Source organism: Xenophilus arseniciresistens, from assembly GCF_028023875.1.
Classification (GTDB): Bacteria; Pseudomonadota; Gammaproteobacteria; order Burkholderiales; family Burkholderiaceae_C; genus Xenophilus; species Xenophilus arseniciresistens.
Genome location: NZ_JAQIPB010000003.1, coordinates 351,019 through 368,195, shown reverse-complemented (window position 1 = coordinate 368,195; position 17,177 = coordinate 351,019). Strand labels below are relative to the sequence as shown.

The 17,177-nt window shown below is 65.2% G+C and carries 15 protein-coding genes and 1 pseudogene; 8 read left to right on the top strand and 8 right to left on the bottom strand.

What is annotated here, in order from left to right; genetic code table 11:
* Positions 1-360 precede the first annotated feature (360 nt).
* From gspK to gspG, 5 genes are read right to left on the bottom strand one after another with little or no spacing between them, the layout of a single operon-like run.
* On the bottom strand, positions 361-1,443 hold the full coding sequence (gspK, locus tag PGB34_RS10380) for a type II secretion system minor pseudopilin GspK (protein ID WP_271428000.1): 1,083 nt from the start codon (positions 1,441-1,443) through the stop codon (positions 361-363).
* 7 nt (positions 1,444-1,450) lie between these two features.
* Positions 1,451-2,131 (bottom strand): PulJ/GspJ family protein, encoded by a 681-nt coding sequence (locus PGB34_RS10375; protein WP_271427999.1) that lies wholly within the window; start codon positions 2,129-2,131, stop codon positions 1,451-1,453.
* Between the two features lie 15 nt (positions 2,132-2,146).
* Positions 2,147-2,515, bottom strand: coding sequence for a type II secretion system minor pseudopilin GspI (gene gspI / locus PGB34_RS10370; RefSeq protein ID WP_408647860.1), 369 nt, complete (start codon positions 2,513-2,515; stop codon positions 2,147-2,149).
* Positions 2,512-3,009 (bottom strand): pilus assembly FimT family protein, encoded by a 498-nt coding sequence (locus tag PGB34_RS10365; protein WP_271427998.1) that lies wholly within the window; start codon positions 3,007-3,009, stop codon positions 2,512-2,514. Before PGB34_RS10365 ends, gspI begins: the two co-directional genes overlap by 4 nt.
* Positions 2,984-3,424 (bottom strand): type II secretion system major pseudopilin GspG, encoded by a 441-nt coding sequence (gene gspG, locus PGB34_RS10360; protein WP_271427997.1) that lies wholly within the window; start codon positions 3,422-3,424, stop codon positions 2,984-2,986. Before gspG ends, PGB34_RS10365 begins: the two co-directional genes overlap by 26 nt.
* A gap of 118 nt (positions 3,425-3,542) precedes the next feature.
* On the opposite strand from gspG, the gene PGB34_RS10355 reads away from it, so the two are divergent.
* On the top strand, positions 3,543-4,040 hold the full coding sequence (locus tag PGB34_RS10355) for a general secretion pathway protein C (protein WP_271427996.1): 498 nt from the start codon (positions 3,543-3,545) through the stop codon (positions 4,038-4,040).
* Positions 4,041-4,103: 63 nt separating this feature from the next.
* On the opposite strand, the gene ilvA is transcribed toward PGB34_RS10355, so the two are convergent.
* Positions 4,104-5,684 carry a threonine ammonia-lyase, biosynthetic gene (ilvA, locus tag PGB34_RS10350; protein WP_271428259.1) on the bottom strand — a complete coding sequence of 527 codons (1,581 nt, stop codon included), beginning with the start codon at positions 5,682-5,684 and terminating at the stop codon, positions 4,104-4,106.
* Between the two features lie 67 nt (positions 5,685-5,751).
* Here ilvA and PGB34_RS10345 point away from each other — a divergent pair, with 67 nt between their 5' ends.
* Positions 5,752-6,870, top strand: a complete 1,119-nt coding sequence (locus PGB34_RS10345) for a hypothetical protein (protein ID WP_271427995.1) — start codon at positions 5,752-5,754, stop codon at positions 6,868-6,870.
* Positions 6,871-7,077: 207 nt separating this feature from the next.
* On the opposite strand, the pseudogene PGB34_RS10340 reads toward PGB34_RS10345, so the two are convergent.
* Positions 7,078-8,316: pseudogene (locus tag PGB34_RS10340) on the bottom strand (porin).
* A gap of 298 nt (positions 8,317-8,614) precedes the next feature.
* On the opposite strand from PGB34_RS10340, the gene PGB34_RS10335 reads away from it, so the two are divergent.
* On the top strand, positions 8,615-9,064 hold the full coding sequence (locus PGB34_RS10335; RefSeq protein ID WP_271427994.1) for an OsmC family protein: 450 nt from the start codon (positions 8,615-8,617) through the stop codon (positions 9,062-9,064).
* A 24-nt stretch (positions 9,065-9,088) separates the two neighbouring features.
* On the opposite strand, the gene coq7 is transcribed toward PGB34_RS10335, so the two are convergent.
* On the bottom strand, positions 9,089-9,718 hold the full coding sequence (gene coq7, locus PGB34_RS10330; protein ID WP_271427993.1) for a 2-polyprenyl-3-methyl-6-methoxy-1,4-benzoquinone monooxygenase: 630 nt from the start codon (positions 9,716-9,718) through the stop codon (positions 9,089-9,091).
* 264 nt (positions 9,719-9,982) lie between these two features.
* Between coq7 and PGB34_RS10325 the strand changes: the two genes are divergently transcribed.
* The 5 genes from PGB34_RS10325 to PGB34_RS10305 all read left to right on the top strand — a co-directional run bounded on the left by PGB34_RS10325 (position 9,983) and on the right by PGB34_RS10305 (position 17,144).
* Entirely contained in the window at positions 9,983-11,233 is a 1,251-nt protein-coding gene (locus tag PGB34_RS10325) for a porin (protein ID WP_271427992.1), read from the top strand.
* 229 nt (positions 11,234-11,462) lie between these two features.
* Positions 11,463-13,043, top strand: a complete 1,581-nt coding sequence (locus PGB34_RS10320; protein WP_271427991.1) for an ABC transporter substrate-binding protein — start codon at positions 11,463-11,465, stop codon at positions 13,041-13,043.
* 206 nt (positions 13,044-13,249) lie between these two features.
* A complete protein-coding gene (locus tag PGB34_RS10315; RefSeq protein ID WP_271427990.1) occupies positions 13,250-14,230 on the top strand; it encodes an ABC transporter permease in 981 nt (326 codons plus the stop codon).
* A gap of 7 nt (positions 14,231-14,237) precedes the next feature.
* Positions 14,238-15,518 (top strand): M20 aminoacylase family protein, encoded by a 1,281-nt coding sequence (locus tag PGB34_RS10310; protein WP_271427989.1) that lies wholly within the window; start codon positions 14,238-14,240, stop codon positions 15,516-15,518.
* Positions 15,519-15,560: 42 nt separating this feature from the next.
* Positions 15,561-17,144: an ABC transporter substrate-binding protein gene (locus tag PGB34_RS10305; RefSeq protein WP_271427988.1), complete on the top strand. Its 1,584-nt coding sequence runs from the start codon at positions 15,561-15,563 to the stop codon at positions 17,142-17,144.
* Positions 17,145-17,177 lie beyond the last annotated feature (33 nt).

Here is a 17,177-nt window from a genome sequence, read left to right as displayed (position 1 = left end):
AGGAAGGGCTTATCCGGCAGCCACGCGGGTGCGCAGCCGGGCGCCAGTGCTCAGCGCAAAGGGCCGCCCGGGCGTGGCCTTGTCGGCCGCGTCGGCACCAGGGGGGGCTGCGACGTGCTCTGTCCAGCTGGCCGGGCCAGGGAGGACGCAAGAGTCGCTGGGGGTGGGGTGAATGTCACCGATGTCTCCTTCTGCGCCGGTCAAGCGGGCGTTTCTGGAATCATAGGTTGATATGGAAAAAAATTCCACATCAGAAATTCATTCTGGAATGTTGGCGCCTTGAGCGGTGTGCGTTTCTCGGGGTGCGAGGCTGGGATGGGGCCAATGCGGGCCCCATGCGGGAGCCTGCCGGGCGCGCTGTCAGGGCGGCGGGGCGTCGGTGCCCGCGCCGCGATCGCGCCACAGCACCTGCAGGTTGTTGGCGTTGCGATGCAGCAGCGACTGCTCCTGCACCCAGAGCCGGTCCAGCCGCAGCCGGCCCTGCACCTCGAAGTACTGCGTGCTGACGTTGTGCATGGCGCTGGAGAGCTGCGCGCTGCCGCTGGGCAGCAGCGCATTGGCCATCTGCAGCGTGTCGAAGTACTCGCGTTGGCGATGCGCCACCAGCCGCTGCGCGGTGGCCATGTCCAGCTTGTCGGCGCTCGCGGTCAGCACCTCGACGCTGGCGGTGTTGATGTTGACGGTGGTGGCAACCGGCAGCACCGTCACATAGGGCCTGATGGCTTCGACGGTGCTCTGCGGCAGGCCCAGCCAGACCAGGTCCTGCACGCGGCTGGGGGGCAGGGGCGCATTGGCGTCGGGCGCTGCTGCGGTGGCCGTTGCCGGCGGCTCGCCGCCCTGGCCGTCGGTCTTGGGCGGCGCGGCGGGCCAGACCCGCAGCAGGCCCTGCACCAGCGTCATCACCTGATCGGCCGGCAGGCCCAGCAGCTGGAACAGCTTCTGGAACGCGGCCACGGCCTGCGCGGAGGGCTGGCCGTTGGCCACCAGGTTGCGCACGTTCAGCTTGGACTGCGCGTCCACGATGCTGCCCGAGAGAAATGCTTCAGGCAGGCCCTCCAGCTGCTCGGCCGCCACGTTCTGGTCGGCACTCAGGAAGTCGCGCAACTGCACGTCGGCCAGCGGAATGGCCCAGGGCTCACCCAGATGGTCGGCCGGGCCCTTGGTGCTTTCTCCGGCGCCGGAGCCCGAGGCGCCGGCCTTGATGCGTGCGTCGGCCAGCGCGTCCTCGCGCAGGATCAGGCGCGACCAGTCGAGCGCGCCCACCAGCACCCAGGCCGATTGCAGGCGCGAACGCTCGGCGGCTTCCACTTCGGTGGCGCGCCATTGCTGCCACAGCGCCGCGGCCGCAAAGGTGGCGACCAGCGTCACGGTCAGCAGCGCCACCAGCAGGGCGGCGCCGCGCTGGTGCTGGCCGCGTGGGCGCGTGGTGCGCAGGGGGCTCATGCGCGGCTCATCCCGAGCGTGCGACGCCATGCGTGGGCCGCAGCCAGTCCTGCGTGATCGTGCCCGCCAGCCCGGTGGAGGCCGGCAGGTCCAGCACCAGCCGCACGCCATCGGCGCCCACGGCGGCCGAGCCTGTGGACGCAGGCGCGTTGCTGCTCCAGACACCGTTGGCGTAGTAGGCCACCGACCAGGCCGTCAGCGGCAGCAGCGGTGTGGCCGACGCATCGGGCGGCACGCCGTCCTGCAGGCTCTGCGCGCCAAGGCTCCAGGCCTGGTTCCATTCCGACAGCGTGCGCAGCGGCACGGACTGCCAGCGCCACCAGCGAGGGCCCGTGCTGTCGCTGCGCAGCGTCCAGGCGACGACCTGCAATGCGGGGCCGCCGCCGGTCTGGATGCGCCGCGTCAGCCGGAAGGTGCGTCCGTCCCAGGCCAGCGGCGCGGTGCTGCCGTCGGGCGAGGCTGCGGCGTCGAGGTCGGCTCGCCACTGGGCCAGCACCGTCTGCAGCACCAGCACCGAATCGTCGCGGGCCTGATGGGCCGATTGCGTGCGCGCCAGCGCGTCCACGCCGCGCCAGCTCATCAGCGCCAGCAGCGCCATGGCCGAAAGCGCAACCAGCAGTTCGATCAGCGTGAAGCCGCGGCTGTTGTTGTTGCTGCGGCGGCGGTGCCTGGGGCGGAGGAAGGGCATCGGCAGGCAACGCTTTCAGTAGCGCCCGACCACGGTGGACAGCCGCAGCACGGGCCACTGGGCTGCATCGCGCACCTGAACATCCACGCGGCGGAAATTCGGGTTCAGGGTCTGCAGTGTCGAGACCGTGAGGTCGAAGCGCGTGTTCGCCTGCTCGCACACCTGCGTGCTGTCGCCCACGGGCGGCATCTGCGGCGCCAGCCGGGCCTGCACCAGCGCGTTCTCGGCGCACAAGCGGGCCAGCAGCACGTCGGACTGGCGCTGCGCGTTGCGCGTGAGCGCGTTGCTGGCCTGCACGCCGGCCGCCAATGCGATGGCCGTGATGGCCAGCGCGACCATCACCTCGATCAGCGTGAAGCCGCAGGACCGGGGCGTGGTCATCATGGCTGCGCCTGCGCCGTGAAGGGCCGCAGGCCGTCGGTGGACAGGCGCACGCGCCCCATCGCGGGGTCGTCGGTGCTCAGCAGCAGTTGTTGGGCGCCCACGATCGGATCCGGGCCCAGCTGCAGGGCCGGCACTGGCAGGCCGCGCGCATCCAGCGGCTGGGCCTGCACGGCAGCCAGGGTCCAGTGGGTGGGCAGGGCGCCGGCAGGCAGGCCGTCGAAGGCAAAGCCCTGCGGCGTGGGGTACCAGCGCACCGCATAGCCGTTGGCGCGTGATTGGGCGCGGGCCGACTCGAGCAGTGCTGCCAGGCGTTGGGCTTCGCGTTCCAGCGGCGCCTGCGCGCTGTCGCGCAGGGCAAAGGCCACGCCAGCGGTGGAGAAGGCAATGATCGCCACCACCACCAGCAGCTCGATCACAGTGAAGCCGGTGACGCGAAGCCGGCGCTTCGCAGGCCGGGAGCCGCCGCCCTTACTGCCAGCTGCCGATGTCGGCATTGCCGCCCTCGCCACCGGGCTGGCCATCGGCGCCCAGGGAGAAGACATCGATCTCGCCCTGCAGGCCTGGGTTCAGATACTGGTACGGCCGGCCCCAGGGGTCGTTGGGCAGCTTGTCGATGTAGGGCTTCCAGTTGAGCGGGGCCGGGCCGGTGCTGGGCCGTGCCACCAGGGCCCCCAGGCCCTGTTCGGCGCTCGGGTAGCGCTGGTTGTCCAGGCGGTACATCTTGAGCGCGTTCATCAGGTTGTTGACGTCGGTGCGGGCGGCAGTGACGCGTGCATCGTCGGCGCGGCCAATCACATTGGGCACGATCAGCGCAGCGAGCACGCCGATGATCACAAGCACGACCATCAACTCGATCAGCGTGAAGCCGCGCTGGCGGCGGGACTGGCTGGCGGGGGGCAAAGCAGGCATGGAAGAAGAGGGCGTGAGGCGGGGAAGTGGCCTGGGCTTGCTGCCGCAGGTGCGGCATGCGCGCAGGGCGGCAGTCACAAGGCATCGAACGAAGTGCGCTGCATGATAATGCCCGGCCATGTCAGTCCTGAATGCTCCTGCACCCTGGCCCAGCGCCGCTTGCACCGCCTTGCTGTGGGCCGCTGCCGCGGGCAGCGTGGTGTTCTGGGGGCTGCGGCTGGCAGCGCCGGCCGAGGCTTCCTTGCCGCCTGTGGCCGCCGCCGCCCCGCTGCAGACGGATGCCGCCGCCGTGGCCAGCCTGCTGGGTGCGCCCGGTGCCGCCGCACCCGCGAGCCGGCCGCAGGTGGACCCTGCCAGCCGCTTCCGGCTGTTGGGCGTGGTGGCCGACGATCGGGGTAGTGGCGCCGCTTTGCTGGCCGTTGATGGCAAGCCGGCACGCCCTTTCCGCGCCGGGGCGGCGCTGGGCGACGGCTATGTGCTGCAGGCCGTAGAAGGCCGCAGCGCGCGCATCGGCGTTGCGGGCAGCCCCGCCGCGCCCATCGTGCTGGAGCTGCCTGCGCTGGCGCAGGCCCGCAACGCGCCGCCACGCGGCGCGGCCGTGCTTTCCAACGACTGAAAACGAGAAGAAGAACGAGGCGCCCGCAGTGCCACGGCCAGTGGCCTGCGTGCGCCGCGTGACTCAGCCCTGCTGCAGGAACAGCTGGTAGGCGGGGTTGTTCGTTTCCTCGATCCAGGGGTAGCCCAGTTCCTCCAGAAAGGCCGTGAAGGCTGCATCGTCGGAAGCCGGCACCTGCAGGCCCACCAGCGTGCGGCCGTAGTCCGCGCCCTGGTTGCGGTAATGGAACAGGCTGATGTTCCAGTTGGGCTGCATCAGGCTCAGGAACTTGAGCAGCGCGCCCGGCCGTTCCGGGAAGGTGAAGCGCAGCAGGCGCTCGTCGTGCGCCAGCGCGCTGCGGCCACCCACCATGTAGCGCACATGCTCCTTGGCCAGCTCGTCATGCGTGAGGTCGACCGCGCCGAATCCCTGTTGGCGGAAGGTGTCGGCGAGGGTGGCTGATTCGCCCCGCGCGATGGTCGTCAGGCCCACGAAGACGTGCGCCTTGTTGGCATCGCTGATGCGGTAGTTGAATTCCGTCACGTTGCGCGAAGTGCCCGGAAGCTGGCCCACCACTTCGCAAAAACGCCGGAAGCTGCCGCGTTCTTCGGGGATCGTGATCGCAAAGAGCGCTTCGCGCTCCTCGCCCACTTCGGCGCGCTCGGCCACGAAGCGGAGCCGGTCGAAATTCATGTTGGCCCCGCACAGCACTGCGGCGTAGGTCTCGCCCTGTGTGCCGTGCTTTTCCACGTACTGCTTCATCGCGGCCACGGCCAGCGCGCCCGACGGTTCGACGATGCTGCGCGTGTCGATGAAGATGTCCTTGATCGCGGCGCAGACGGCGTCGGTGTTGACGCTGATGTAGTCGTCCACCAGGTGGCTGGCCACCCGGAAGGTTTCCTCGCCCACCAGCTTGACGGCGGTGCCGTCGGCGAACAGGCCCACGTCCGGCAGCGTCACGCGCTCCTTGGCACGCACCGACTGCAGCATCGCGTCGGAGTCGTCGGTCTGCACGCCAATCACCCGGATGCCCGGACGCACGGCCTTGATGTAGTTGGCCACGCCCGCGATCAACCCGCCCCCGCCGATGGCCACGAACACGGCATCCAGCGGCCCTTGGTGCTGGCGCAGGATTTCCATGGCGATGGTGCCCTGGCCCGCGATCACGTCCGGATCGTCAAAAGGATGAACAAAGGTTAACCCTTCGGTCTGCTGCAACTGGAGCGCGTATTGGTACGCGTCGGAATAGCTGTCGCCGTGCAGATGGACCTCGCCGCCCAGGCCGCGAACCGCGTCGATCTTTAGTTGCGGCGTGGTCACGGGCATCACGATCACTGCCCTCGTACCCAGCTTGCGAGCGCCCAGTGCCACGCCTTGCGCATGGTTGCCGGCCGAAGCGCAGATCACCCCTTTTGCCAGTTGCTCGGCACTCAAATGGGCCATCTTGTTGTAGGCGCCGCGCAACTTGAAGCTGAAAACGGGTTGCTGATCCTCGCGCTTGAGCAGTATTCGATTGTTTAATCGGGCACTCAATACGCGCGCGAACTCCAATGGCGATTCAATCGCCACGTCATAGACACGCGCGTTCAGAATTTTCCGCAGGTAATCCGTCGGGGACAGCCCCGCGGCATCCTGCGGCACAAGAGTTTGGGAGGGGGGATTCATCATTGGCACCCAACGATGATAGAAGGCATCGGGATTGCATGCGTCTGGGCATATGGACACACTTGTCATGAACTTGCCCACAAACTGGCTGGCAGCGGCAAACGACCCGGATGTCAGACGCAGGCACTCCCCGTCGGCAGTATCGACTGCCAACCAAGAAACAGACCGGCAAAAACTGTCAACCGTTTTTGTCAGAAACTTGGCTCAACAACTCCTGGCAGCTGAAGCCGCCCGTGTGGAACGCGGTGAAATCGCTCGCGGAAGTTGGCAGGTCATGCAGAACCGAATGCAGGGTCACATCCTTCCCTTGTTTGGTGGATTGCCAGCAATTGAATTGCGAGCTACCCACGCACAAGAGCTTATTGATCACCTGGGTCGAAAAGGCTTCACAAGCACGACCATCGCCCAGTACCTGGTGCTTTTCCGGAAGGTAGTGATGCACGGGGTTCTGCAAGGCGTCATCGACGAAATGCCTCGCTTCCCAAAGATCAAGATCCGCAGCCAGCCTCGCGGAAGCTTCACCGTGCGCGAGTACCGGCAGCTCGTGTTCGCGGCAAGGTCCCTTCGCGACAAGCCGCATCCGCAGCTTCTTTCGATGGCAGCCGGAGAGCGCTTCTGGATCGCACGTGACCTGCTTCACATGCCTGCTGAGCTGCCCTGGCTCATCCGCTGGATGGTCAACACTTTTGTGCGTCCCAGCGACATCAAGTTTGTGCAGCACAAGCACGTGGAAATCGTGCGCGGAAAGAATCTTTACTTGCGACTGCGATTGCCGGAAACGAAGCGGCATTCGCAACCCATGGTGAGTCTGAGACCTGCCGTTCATGTGTATGAGCAGTTGTTTGCGTATCGGCGCCAGCAGGGACTCGCCCAACCCGATGACTACCTCTTCCTTCCCCACATCGCCAATCGCGAGCATGCGTTGGCGATGCTCGGCTTCTTCTTTCAATGGGTCCTGGCACGCGAAGGCCTGGATAAGGGGCCTCAAGGCCAGACGCGCACCCTCTATTGCCTTCGCCACACGGCTATCACGCTGCGACGTCTCTACGGACAGGGCATAGACATGTTGACGCTGGCGCGCAATGCTCGGACCAGCGTCAACATGATTGAGCGCTTCTATGCGTCGCCGCTGAGCGGCGAGATGAATGTGCAGATGCTTCAGAGCCGCAGGGGAAGGTCGGTCTGAAGTCACTTGTGCCCGCTTGCTGACACTGTTGTCGGTAGCGGGCGTGGCAGCAGAGGGTAGGCGTCTTGCCGAGAACCACAAGCCACGGCTCCTTTGGCGGCTGTCCATTGCCAAAGCAGCTAAAAATGAAAAAGGCACGGCGCCATGCGCCGTGCCTTTAAAGGCTCCTTGGTCGATCATAGAAGATCGATGAGAAGCAGATCGCGATCAGAACGAGTGGCGAATGCCCAGGTCGTAGCCCAGCGAGCTCTTCGGGCGATAGACACCACCGATGTCCACCAGAGTGCTTTCGTAAGCGGTCACATAGGGAACGTTGGAGTCCAGCGTAAGGCCGTAGCCATTATTGTTCTTCAGGTACGCAACGGTTGCGTACAGCGCAGTGCGCTTGGACAAGTTGTGTACATAGCCCAGAGCCAGTTGGTCAGCCTTGGGGGAGGCCGGTGGTTGGTAGAAGAAGTTGCCCGTACGGATGGCGTCCCATGCATCTTGCGGGTTGACACTTTGACTCAACTTCACGCGGCCGTACGAGGCGCGGATCACACCAGCGCCGACAGGAGCAGTCACGCCGAACTCATAGCCCTTCAGTTTCTAGGAGGGGTTGAAGGCGCCGTTGTCGTTCGCGTATTCAACCTTGTTCTTGTTCTGCGCAATCAGACCGAAGAGCTTGACCACACCCAGATCGTACGAGGCACCAAGGCTGGCGTGCTTGGACACATCGTCGGAGCCTTTAGCCCAGTTTGAGGCGTTGTTTTGCTGGCCATAGCTCACTGTGATATCCAGGGGGCCATTGGCGTATCCGAAGCGGCCACCCCAGTAACGGCCACCACGGCTGTTGTTGTTCAGGGAGCCTTGGAGGTCGTTGTCGTACTTGACTTGCTCATGGAAGCCGTACTGCACTTGGCCATAGAAGCCACCCAGGTTCTTCGGCAGGAAGTAGCCTACGGAGTTGCTTTGGCGCACGTAACCACCGCCTTCTTCGGCGATCATGGCTTTGTGCAGCACCGAGGTGCCCACGCCATTGGTGCTCGTTGCTGCGAACACGGTGTGATTCCAGAAGGAGGGCTTGTAGTCATGGCCCAGACGCAGCTCACCGAAGTTGCCCGACAGGCTCACGGTGGAACGACGCGAGAAGGAGCTCACACCGGTCTTGCCGTCGTCGTTGGTGATGGGCGCTTCCAGCCAGAAGCTGGCGGCCAGACCGCCACCCAGATCTTCCACGCCGCGGAAACCCAATTGGCTGGTGCTGTTGCCAGAGTTGTTCATGCCCGTGCGGCTGGACTTGAGGGAGCCCGGGAGGTACAGAGCCAGCGGGTTGAGCGCATCTGCCGAGTTGGCAAAGTACAGGTTGCTCTTGTTCGACACGCTGGTAATCGACGCGTCAACCACGCCGAACAGAGTCACCGACGACTGAGCCGAGGCGACGCCGGCAACCGCCAGGGCAGCCAGAGCAGCTGCCCCGGGGCGGGGAAAACAGCTGCCCTTTCCGACCCCGCAACGCGCCTTGTCGGCCAGCACCCGCCAAGAAAAAAGCCCCGAGTCTTGCGACTCGGGGCTAAATCCACCAATTGGGAGGGTGGAGGAGACAACCGGTGCACACAACAGTTTGTGTGCGATGGACTAGAGTATATGCCCTTATTGTTGCGACGCAACAAGCCGGGTGACTTTTTCGCAACAATGCGGTCGTGAGTCTTCCGCCGGGGGAGCACCCTCGGCGTCCTTACCAATTTTTCAAGTTTTTCATCAAATGGAATGCACCGTCAGCTGGACCGGTCAGGCCGGCACTCGTTCTGCGATGGGCTTCGTGGCGGAGACCGGAAGTGGCCATCTCGTCGCCATGGATGGCGCCCCTGATGCAGCCAGACCCGAAAACGGAGGCCAGAACCTGGCGCCGCGTCCCATGGAGATGGTTCTGGCCGGCGCCGGTGGCTGCACCGCCTACGACGTGGTCATGATCCTCAAGCGTGGCCGGCATCAGGTCGAGCGCTGCAGTGTCAAGCTGAGCAGCGAGCGGGCAGAAAAAGACCCCAAGGTGTTCACCAAGATTCACCTGCATTTCACGGTCGCGGGTCGCGGCATCCCGCCCGCTGCCATCGAGCGGGCGATTGCGCTGAGCCACGACACTTATTGCTCGGCCACGATCATGCTGGGCAAAACGGCGCAGATCACCACCAGTTTCGAGCAGATCGAGCTTTGAGCGCGGGCCTGGCGGGCGATTTGCTCAGATGTGGTGGGCGACGGTGGTCATGACACGGGCGGCCGCTCGCATGAGCGCCCGCGCTGGCGGGGGCAGCTCCACCGCGCCTTCGTCCATGGCCCAGCGGGCGTGGCGCGCCTCGTCTTCTTTCATTTGAGCCACGATGGCGCGCGAGGCGCCATCCTTTGCCGGCAGGCGCTGAAGATGTCCGTCGAGATGGGCTTCCACCTGACGCTCCGTCTCGGCAACGAATCCGAGACTGAACGGATCTCCCATCCTTCCGGCCACCAGCCCGAGGCCGAAGGCCCCTGCATACCAGAGGGGGTTGAGCAAAGAGGGGCGGTCGCCCAGTGCTTCCAGACGTTGCGCGGTCCAGGCCAAGTGATCGGTTTCCTCGCTCGCTGCGTGGAGCAGCTCTGCTCGAAGCTTGGCGTCCCGCGTGGTGGCCGCCTGGGCGGTGTAGAGCGCCTGGGCGCAAATTTCCCCCACATGGTTCACGCGCATGAGCGCCGCAGCATGGCGCTTCTCCGCAGGGCTGAGCTCTTCTTTCGGGCCTGGGGCCTGCGGCACGGGGCGGACGGCATGCGGTTTGGCGAAAAGGGCGCGCAGCGCCGAGTCGGCGGCTTCGAGCAAAGAGTCCATGGCGTGGGTCATGGGCGCATTTGAGCGCATCCGGGTCTTCCCTGGCCGCGAGTCAGCCAAAGAGTCCGGCCATTGGGATGTTGCACATCCACAACGAAACCTTGGGCCGGCCCGCCGTTTGGGCGGATTTGCTTTGCCCTGCCGGGACGCCTCTGGTGGAATAGCACCAACTTCCCAAAAGGAGGTTGGCCCGGGGACCGGTGGGTTGCGCAACAGCGCCAGCACGGCAAGACCCTTCGTACCGGCGCCCCATGTTTAACCTTGGAGAAACTTGCAATGAAAAAATCCCTAGTTGCTCTGGCTGCCCTGGCGGTTGCCGGCGTCGCCTCGGCTCAGTCGTCGGTGACTCTGTTCGGTATCGTTGATGCTTCGATCAGCAGCGTCAGCAACAAGAGCGAGCTGGTGACCGATCCCTTCACGCTGCTGGCAAGTCCCCTGGCGTACTACGGTCTGCCTGGCTCGGTGAAGTCCAGCAAGACGGGTCTGAACAACTCTGCTTACAACAGCAGCCGTCTGGGTTTCCGCGGCGTGGAAGACCTGGGTGGCGGTCTGGCTGCCAGCTTCTGGCTGGAAGCCCCCATCACCAACGACGACGGCGCCACCGGTGTGAGCACCTTCTCGCGTCGTTCCACCGTGAGCCTGTCGGGTAACTTCGGTGAACTGCGTCTGGGTCGCGACTACAAGCCGACGTTCTGGAACTTCACGAACTTCGATCCGTTCGGCACCAACGGCGCAGGCACGGCCCTGATCCAGCGCGCTGCAGGCGGCATCGAAACGTCCAACGTTCGCGCTTCCAACACCGTTGGCTACTTCCTGCCCAAGAACCTGGGCGGCTTCTACGGCCAGGTGCAGTACTCGTTCCACGAGCAGACCAAGTACGACAACGACCTGCAAGGTTCGCTGAACAACAACAGCCGTGGTGGCCGTTACTGGGGTGGCCGCTTCGGCTACGCCAACGGTCCTCTGGATGTTGCAGTGGCTTACGGCGAGCAAATCAACGCTTCGTCGTGGAACGCCGGCACCGACCAGACCGCCAAGAACTTCAACGTCGGCGCAAGCTACGACTTTGGTGTTGTGAAGCTGTTCGGTCAGTACGCCAACCTGAAGGGCAAGACCGAGTACAACGGCCTGATCAACGCTCCGGCCTACAACCCCTCCACCAAGCTGAACGGCTACCTGATCGGTATCACCGCCCCCGTGGGTGCTGGCCTGATCCGTGCGTCGTATGGCCACGTGAAGACCAAGGTTGACGTCGATCCGCTGGCTTACCTGGCTGATCCGTTCTTCTACCAGCAAAACCCCAAGGCTGACCAGCTGGCTCTGGGCTACGTGCACAACCTGAGCAAGCGCACCGCTCTGTACGCCACCGTGGCTTACATCAAGAACAAGAACGGCGCTGCTTACTCGGCTGGTTCGGGCAACATCACGGCTCCGTGGGTCACCGAAGTCAGCAACACGTTCGGCACGGGCGTGTACCAGGCCAAGACCTCGATCGGCTACGACCTGGGCATTCGCCACTCCTTCTGATCTGAGGCTGGCTTGACCAGCTTCTGAATCGGCAAGAGCCAAAGCCACCCGACGCAAGTCGGGTGGCTTTTTTCATGGCCCGGCCCAGATGCCAGGGACTGGCGCAGAGTTTGCGTGCCATGACCGCGCACCCGGGAAACTCCCCGCGTTGCGGGCGGCATTTCTGCCCAACATTGACGGTCTGCGGCAGCGTGCCGCGACCCACATCCCATTACCGAGGAGAAGCCTTGTGAAGTTCAAGTCTGCGTATCTGTCTGCCGTGGCTGCCGCCGTTCTTCTGGCCGTGCCGGCGCTGCATGCCAAGACCTTCAAGTGGTCCAGTGCCAGCGACATCCCGACGCTGGACATCCATTCGCAGAACAATGCGCTGGGCAATGGGGTGCATGCCGCGATTTACGACGCGCTCGTCTACTACAACAGCAAGACCTTCAAGCCCGAGCCGCAACTGGCCACGGCGTGGCAGCAGGTCTCGCCGACACAGATGCGCTTCACGCTGCGCCAGGGCGTGAAGTTCAGCGATGGCTCGTCGCTGACTGCCGACGACGTGGTGTATTCGATCACGCGCTCCATGGCCAAGACCTCCAACCATGCGGTGTTCGCGCAAGGCATCGACAAAGTCGTGAAGGTCAATGACAACACGGTCGACATCCTGCTCAAGGCCCCCACGCCCACGCTGCTGAACCAGCTGACCGAGCTGCGCATCATGAGCCGCGCCTGGGCCGAGAAGAACAAGTCGCTCGAGCCCAAGGACATCAAGACGCAGGACGAAACCTTCGCTCACCGCAATGCGATGGGCTCGGGCCCGTACATGGTCAAGGAATGGCTGCCCGACCAGCGTCTGGTGATGGTGGCCAACCCTCACTACTGGGGCAAGAACCCGACCAACGTGACGGAGATCGTCTACACGCCGATCAAGTCGCAGGCCACGCGGCTGGCGGCCCTGCTGTCGGGCGAGACCGACTTCGTGCTCGATCCCAGCCCGCAGGACCTGGGCCGGCTGCGCAGCAACGCCAACATCAAGGTGCTCGACGGCGCCGAGAACCGCACGATCTTCCTGGGCATGGACCAGTTCCGTGACGAGCTGGTGGGTTCAAGCGTGAAGGGCAAGAACCCGCTCAAGGACGTGCGTGTGCGCAAGGCGCTCTACCAGGCCATCGACATCAATGCCATCCAGCGCGTGACCATGCGCGGGCTGGGCGAAGCCACGGGCACGCTGATTTCGCCGCAGGTCAACGGCTGGACCAAGAAGGCGGATGCGCGCTGGCCCTACGACGTGAGCGCCGCGCAGAAGCTGCTGGCCGATGCGGGCTATCCGCAGGGCTTCGAGGTGGACTTCGCCTGCCCCAACAATCGCTACATCAACGACGAGGCGGTCTGCCAGGCCATCACGGCCATGTGGGCGCGCGTGGGCATCAAGGCCAAGCTGCGCACGCTGCCGCTGGTGACCTACTTCCCGATGATCCAGCGCTACGAGGCCAGCATCTACATGCTGGGCTGGGGCGTGCCCACCTTCGACGCGCTCTACAGCCTGCAGTCGCTGGTGCGCTCGGTGGGCGCGGGTGGTGACGGCAACTACAACGTGGGCCGCTATTCCAATCCGCAGATGGACGCACTGGTCGAGCGCGTGAAGGTCGAGACCGACCTCAAGAGCCGCAACGAGCTCATCGAAAAGGCCCTGGTGCTGTCGCATGAGGACGTGGCCTACCTGCCGCTGTACAACCAGGTGATCCCGTGGGCGATGAAGAAGAACATCGAGGTGGTGCACCGCGCAGACAACCGCCTGGACTGGCGCCTCATCAAGGTGAACTGAGCGCCCCCGAACCGCGCGCGCCAAGGGCTCTTCGGAGCCCTTTTTTGATGCCCGCGACCTCGCGCCACGGGCGCGTTGCAACCCGGCGGAAGAGCCCTGCGACAGCCCTGCCTTTTGGCCGCCCCTTTTAGGTGCAAACCCCGGTCTCCAGTGGGCCTGGGCACGCCTATTGCTCTGCTAGCATGCCGCGAAATCACTGTCATTGAATGATTGCCTTCATCCTGCGCCGCCTGATTCAGGCCGTGATCGTCATGGTTGCGGTGGCCTTCATTGCCTTCCTGCTGTTCCAGTACGTGGGCGACCCGGTGACCTTCCTGCTGGGCCAGGACGCAACCCCCGCGCAGATCGCCGAGCTGCGTGCCGCGCTGGGGCTGGACAAGCCCTTTTTCGTGCAGTTCTGGCACTTCCTGTTCAATGCCGCGCAGGGTGAGTTCGGCCTGAGCCTGCGTCAGGGTGCCAAGGTCTCCACGCTGATTGCCGAGCGCTTTCCGGCCACGCTGGAGCTGGCCCTGGTGGCGGCTCTGCTGGCGTTGGTGGTGGGCATTCCGATGGGCGTGTACGCCGCCCTGCGCCGCGGCAGCTTCATGAGCCAGGTCTTCATGACGCTGTCGCTGCTGGGGGTGTCGCTGCCCACCTTCCTGATCGGCATCCTGCTGATCCTCGTCTTCGCCGTACACCTGGGCTGGTTTCCCAGCTTCGGCCGCGGCGAGGTCACGCGGCTTGGCTGGTGGAGCACCGGTCTGCTGAGCCCCAAGGGCTGGCACCACATTGTGCTGCCCGCTGTGACGCTGGCCATCTTCCAGCTCACGCTGATCATGCGGCTGGTGCGCGCCGAGATGCTGGAAGTGCTGCGCACCGACTACATCAAGTTTGCGCGTGCGCGGGGCCTTTCCAACCGCGCGATCCATTTCGGCCATGCGCTCAAGAACACGCTGGTGCCGGTGATGACCATCACCGGCCTGCAGCTCGGCGGCCTGATCGCCTTTGCCATCATCACCGAGACCGTGTTCCAGTGGCCGGGCATGGGCCTGCTGTTCATCCAGGCCGTGACCTTCGCCGACATCCCGGTGATGGCGGCCTACCTGTGCCTGATCGCGCTGATCTTCGTGGTCATCAACCTGGTGGTCGACCTGCTGTACTTCGCGGTCGATCCGCGGCTGCGCGTGAGCAAGGCAGGGGGGCACTGACATGGGGATGATGTCTGCGCCGGAGCTTGCGCAGGAGCCGGGCGTGCGCCTGCGGGCGCAGGGGCGCGTGTTTGCGCAGATCGCGCGCATGCATCCGGAGCTCACGGCCTTTCGCCGCGACCTGCATGCGCACCCGGAGCTGGGTTTCGAAGAGGTCTACACCGCCGCCCGCGTGCGCGAGGCCCTGCGCGCCTGCGGCGTGGACGAGATCCACGAAGGCATTGGCCGGACCGGCGTGGTGGGCGTCATCCGCGGCCGCAAGCAGGGCAGCGGGCGCATGCTGGGCCTGCGCGCCGACATGGACGCGCTGCCGATGCAGGAGCAGAACGACTTCGGCTGGTGCTCGGCCAAGTCGGGGCTGATGCACGGCTGCGGCCACGACGGCCACACGGCCATGCTGGTGGGCGCCGCCCGCTACCTGGCCGAGACACGCAACTTCGACGGCACTGCAGTGCTGATCTTCCAGCCCGGCGAGGAGGGCCATGCAGGCGCGCGCGTGATGATCGAGGACGGCCTGTTCGAGCGCTTCCCCGTCGACGCCGTCTATGCCGTGCACAACTGGCCCGCCATGCCCGTGGGCACGGTGGGCATCAACCGCGGCGCCATGATGGCGGCGGCCGACCGCATCAGCATCGACATCACCGGTCGCGGTGGCCATGGCGCCCATGCCTACCAGACCGTGGACCCGGTGCTGGTGGCCGCACACATCATCACGGCGGCGCAGAGCATCGTCTCGCGCAACGTGCGGCCCATCGACGCGGCCGTGGTCAGCCTGTGCGCCATGCAGGCCGGCGACGTGGACGCGTTCAGCGTGATCCCCGGCTCGGCACGGCTGGTGGGCACCGTGCGCACCTTCAACCTGCGGGTGCAGAACCAGATCGAGCAGCGGCTCAAGGAGCTGTGCGCGTCGGTGGCGGCGGCCTTCGGCGCCACGGCCAGCGTCAAGTACGAACGCATCTACCCCGCGACCATCAACACCGCGCCCGAGGCCATGTTCGCGGCCGACGTGGCCGAATCGCTGGTGGGGGCGGGCAACGTGGACCGCCACCTGGAGCCCAGCATGGGCGCGGAAGACTTCTCCTTCATGCTGCAGCGCAAGGCCGGCGCCTACCTGCGCATCGGACAGGACGTGCGCGAGGGGGCCTACCTGCACAACCCGCGCTACGACTTCAATGACGAAATCCTGCCATTGGGGGCGGCGCTGCATGCCAGCCTCGTCGAGCAGGGCATGCCGCTTGCTGGTACCCCCGGCACGGCGCACGAGCACGCCGCCACCGCGGCGAGTTGATCCGCGTCATTGCACGCTTCGCAACCCGAGGAGTCTCTTGTCATGAAACTGAACCGTACCCTGGCTGCAACGGCCGTCCTTTCGGTGCTGGCCGTGGCCGGCGTGGGCGCGCAGGCGCAGACGCTTCGCATCGCGAACCAGGGCGACGCGCTGTCGCTCGATCCGCATTCGCTCAACGAGTCGCTGCAGCTGAGCATCGCGTCGAACGTGTACGAAGGCCTCACGGACCGCAACAAGGACCTGAGCCTGGCGCCGGGCCTGGCCACGAGCTGGAAACAGACCTCGCCTTCGGTGTGGCGCTTCGAGTTGCGCAAGAACGTGCAGTTCCATGACGGCACGCCCTTCACCGCCGATGACGTCATCTTCAGCTTTGCCCGCGCGGCCGGCGACGGCTCCGACGTGAAGGCCAAGGTCAACGACATCAAGGAAGTGCGCAAGGTCGACAGCCACACGGTGGACATCGAGACCAAGGGGCCGTTCCCGATCCTGCCCGAAGTGCTTGCCGACATGTTCATCATGAGCAAGAAGTGGAGCGAGGACAACAAGGCCGAGCGCCCGGTGGACCGCCGCAAGGGGATTGAGAACGCGGCCTCCTTCAAGGCCAACGGCACCGGCCCGTACCGCGTGCGCGAGCGCCAGCCCGATGTGCGCACGGTGTTCGTGCGCAGCGGCACCTACTGGGGCAAGATCGAAGGCAACGTGCAGGAGGTGGTGTTCCAGCCCATCGCCAACCCCGCCACGCGCGTGGCGGCGCTGATCTCGGGCCAGGTCGACGTGATGGAGCCCATCCCGGTGCAGGACATTCCGCGCGTCAACGGCAACGCCAGCACGCGCGCGATCGTCGGCCCCGAAATGCGCACCATCTTCCTGGGCATGGACCAGAAGCGCGACGAGCTGCTGTACTCCAGCGTCAAGGGCAAGAACCCCTTCAAGGACAAGCGCGTGCGCCAGGCCTTCTACCAGGCCATCGACATCAACGCGATCCAGAAGACGGTGATGCGCGGCGCCTCCAAGCCCACGGGCCTGATGGTGGGCCCCGGCATCAACGGCTGGACCCAGGCGCAGGACAAGCGCCTGCCCTTCGACCCCGAGGCTTCGAAGAAGCTGCTGGCCGAGGCCGGCTACCCGCAGGGCTTCGAGGTCACGATGAACTGCCCCAACGACCGCTACGTCAACGACGCGCAGGTCTGCCAGGCCGTGGCGGCCAACCTGGCGCGCGTGGGGGTCAAGATCAACCTGCAGGCCGAGACCAAGGGCACCTACTTCCCGAAGATCCTGCGCCGCGACACCAGCTTCTACCTGCTGGGCTGGACGCCTTCGACCTACGACTCGCACAACGCGCTCAATGCGCTGATGCGCAGCCCGGACGACAAGACCGGCGACGGCCAGTTCAACCTCGGCTCCTACAGCAACCCCAAGGTGGACGAACTCACGGTGAAGGTGCAGTCCGAAGGCGACATGGCTAAGCGCACGGCCATGATCAAGGAAGCCTTCCAGCTGCATGCCGACGACGTGGGCCACCTGCCGCTGCACCAGCAGTCGCTGGCCTGGGGCGTGGCCAAGAAGGTCGAGTTGACGCAGCGCGCCGACAACTTCATGACCTTCAAGTGGATGAGCGTGAAGTAGGGCGCATGAAGGGGCCGCCTGGTCCACAGGCCT

Excerpts from the sequence above, each read along its gene's own strand:
- PGB34_RS10325 (WP_271427992.1), top strand. The coding sequence starts at position 9,983 with ATGAAAAAATCCCTAGTTGCTCTGGCTGCCCTGGCGGTTGCCGGCGTC.
- PGB34_RS10345 (WP_271427995.1), top strand. The coding sequence starts at position 5,752 with ATGAACTTGCCCACAAACTGGCTGGCAGCGGCAAACGACCCGGATGTC.
- coq7 (WP_271427993.1), bottom strand. The coding sequence starts at position 9,718 with ATGACCCACGCCATGGACTCTTTGCTCGAAGCCGCCGACTCGGCGCTG.
- PGB34_RS10375 (WP_271427999.1), bottom strand. The coding sequence starts at position 2,131 with ATGCCCTTCCTCCGCCCCAGGCACCGCCGCCGCAGCAACAACAACAGC.
- gspI (WP_408647860.1), bottom strand. The coding sequence starts at position 2,515 with ATGATGACCACGCCCCGGTCCTGCGGCTTCACGCTGATCGAGGTGATG.
- PGB34_RS10310 (WP_271427989.1), top strand. The coding sequence starts at position 14,238 with ATGATGTCTGCGCCGGAGCTTGCGCAGGAGCCGGGCGTGCGCCTGCGG.
- PGB34_RS10335 (WP_271427994.1), top strand. The coding sequence starts at position 8,615 with ATGGAATGCACCGTCAGCTGGACCGGTCAGGCCGGCACTCGTTCTGCG.
- PGB34_RS10355 (WP_271427996.1), top strand. The coding sequence starts at position 3,543 with ATGTCAGTCCTGAATGCTCCTGCACCCTGGCCCAGCGCCGCTTGCACC.
- gspG (WP_271427997.1), bottom strand. The coding sequence starts at position 3,424 with ATGCCTGCTTTGCCCCCCGCCAGCCAGTCCCGCCGCCAGCGCGGCTTC.
- PGB34_RS10315 (WP_271427990.1), top strand. The coding sequence starts at position 13,250 with ATGATTGCCTTCATCCTGCGCCGCCTGATTCAGGCCGTGATCGTCATG.
- ilvA (WP_271428259.1), bottom strand. The coding sequence starts at position 5,684 with ATGAATCCCCCCTCCCAAACTCTTGTGCCGCAGGATGCCGCGGGGCTG.
- PGB34_RS10365 (WP_271427998.1), bottom strand. The coding sequence starts at position 3,009 with ATGCCGACATCGGCAGCTGGCAGTAAGGGCGGCGGCTCCCGGCCTGCG.
- gspK (WP_271428000.1), bottom strand. The coding sequence starts at position 1,443 with ATGAGCCCCCTGCGCACCACGCGCCCACGCGGCCAGCACCAGCGCGGC.
- PGB34_RS10305 (WP_271427988.1), top strand. The coding sequence starts at position 15,561 with ATGAAACTGAACCGTACCCTGGCTGCAACGGCCGTCCTTTCGGTGCTG.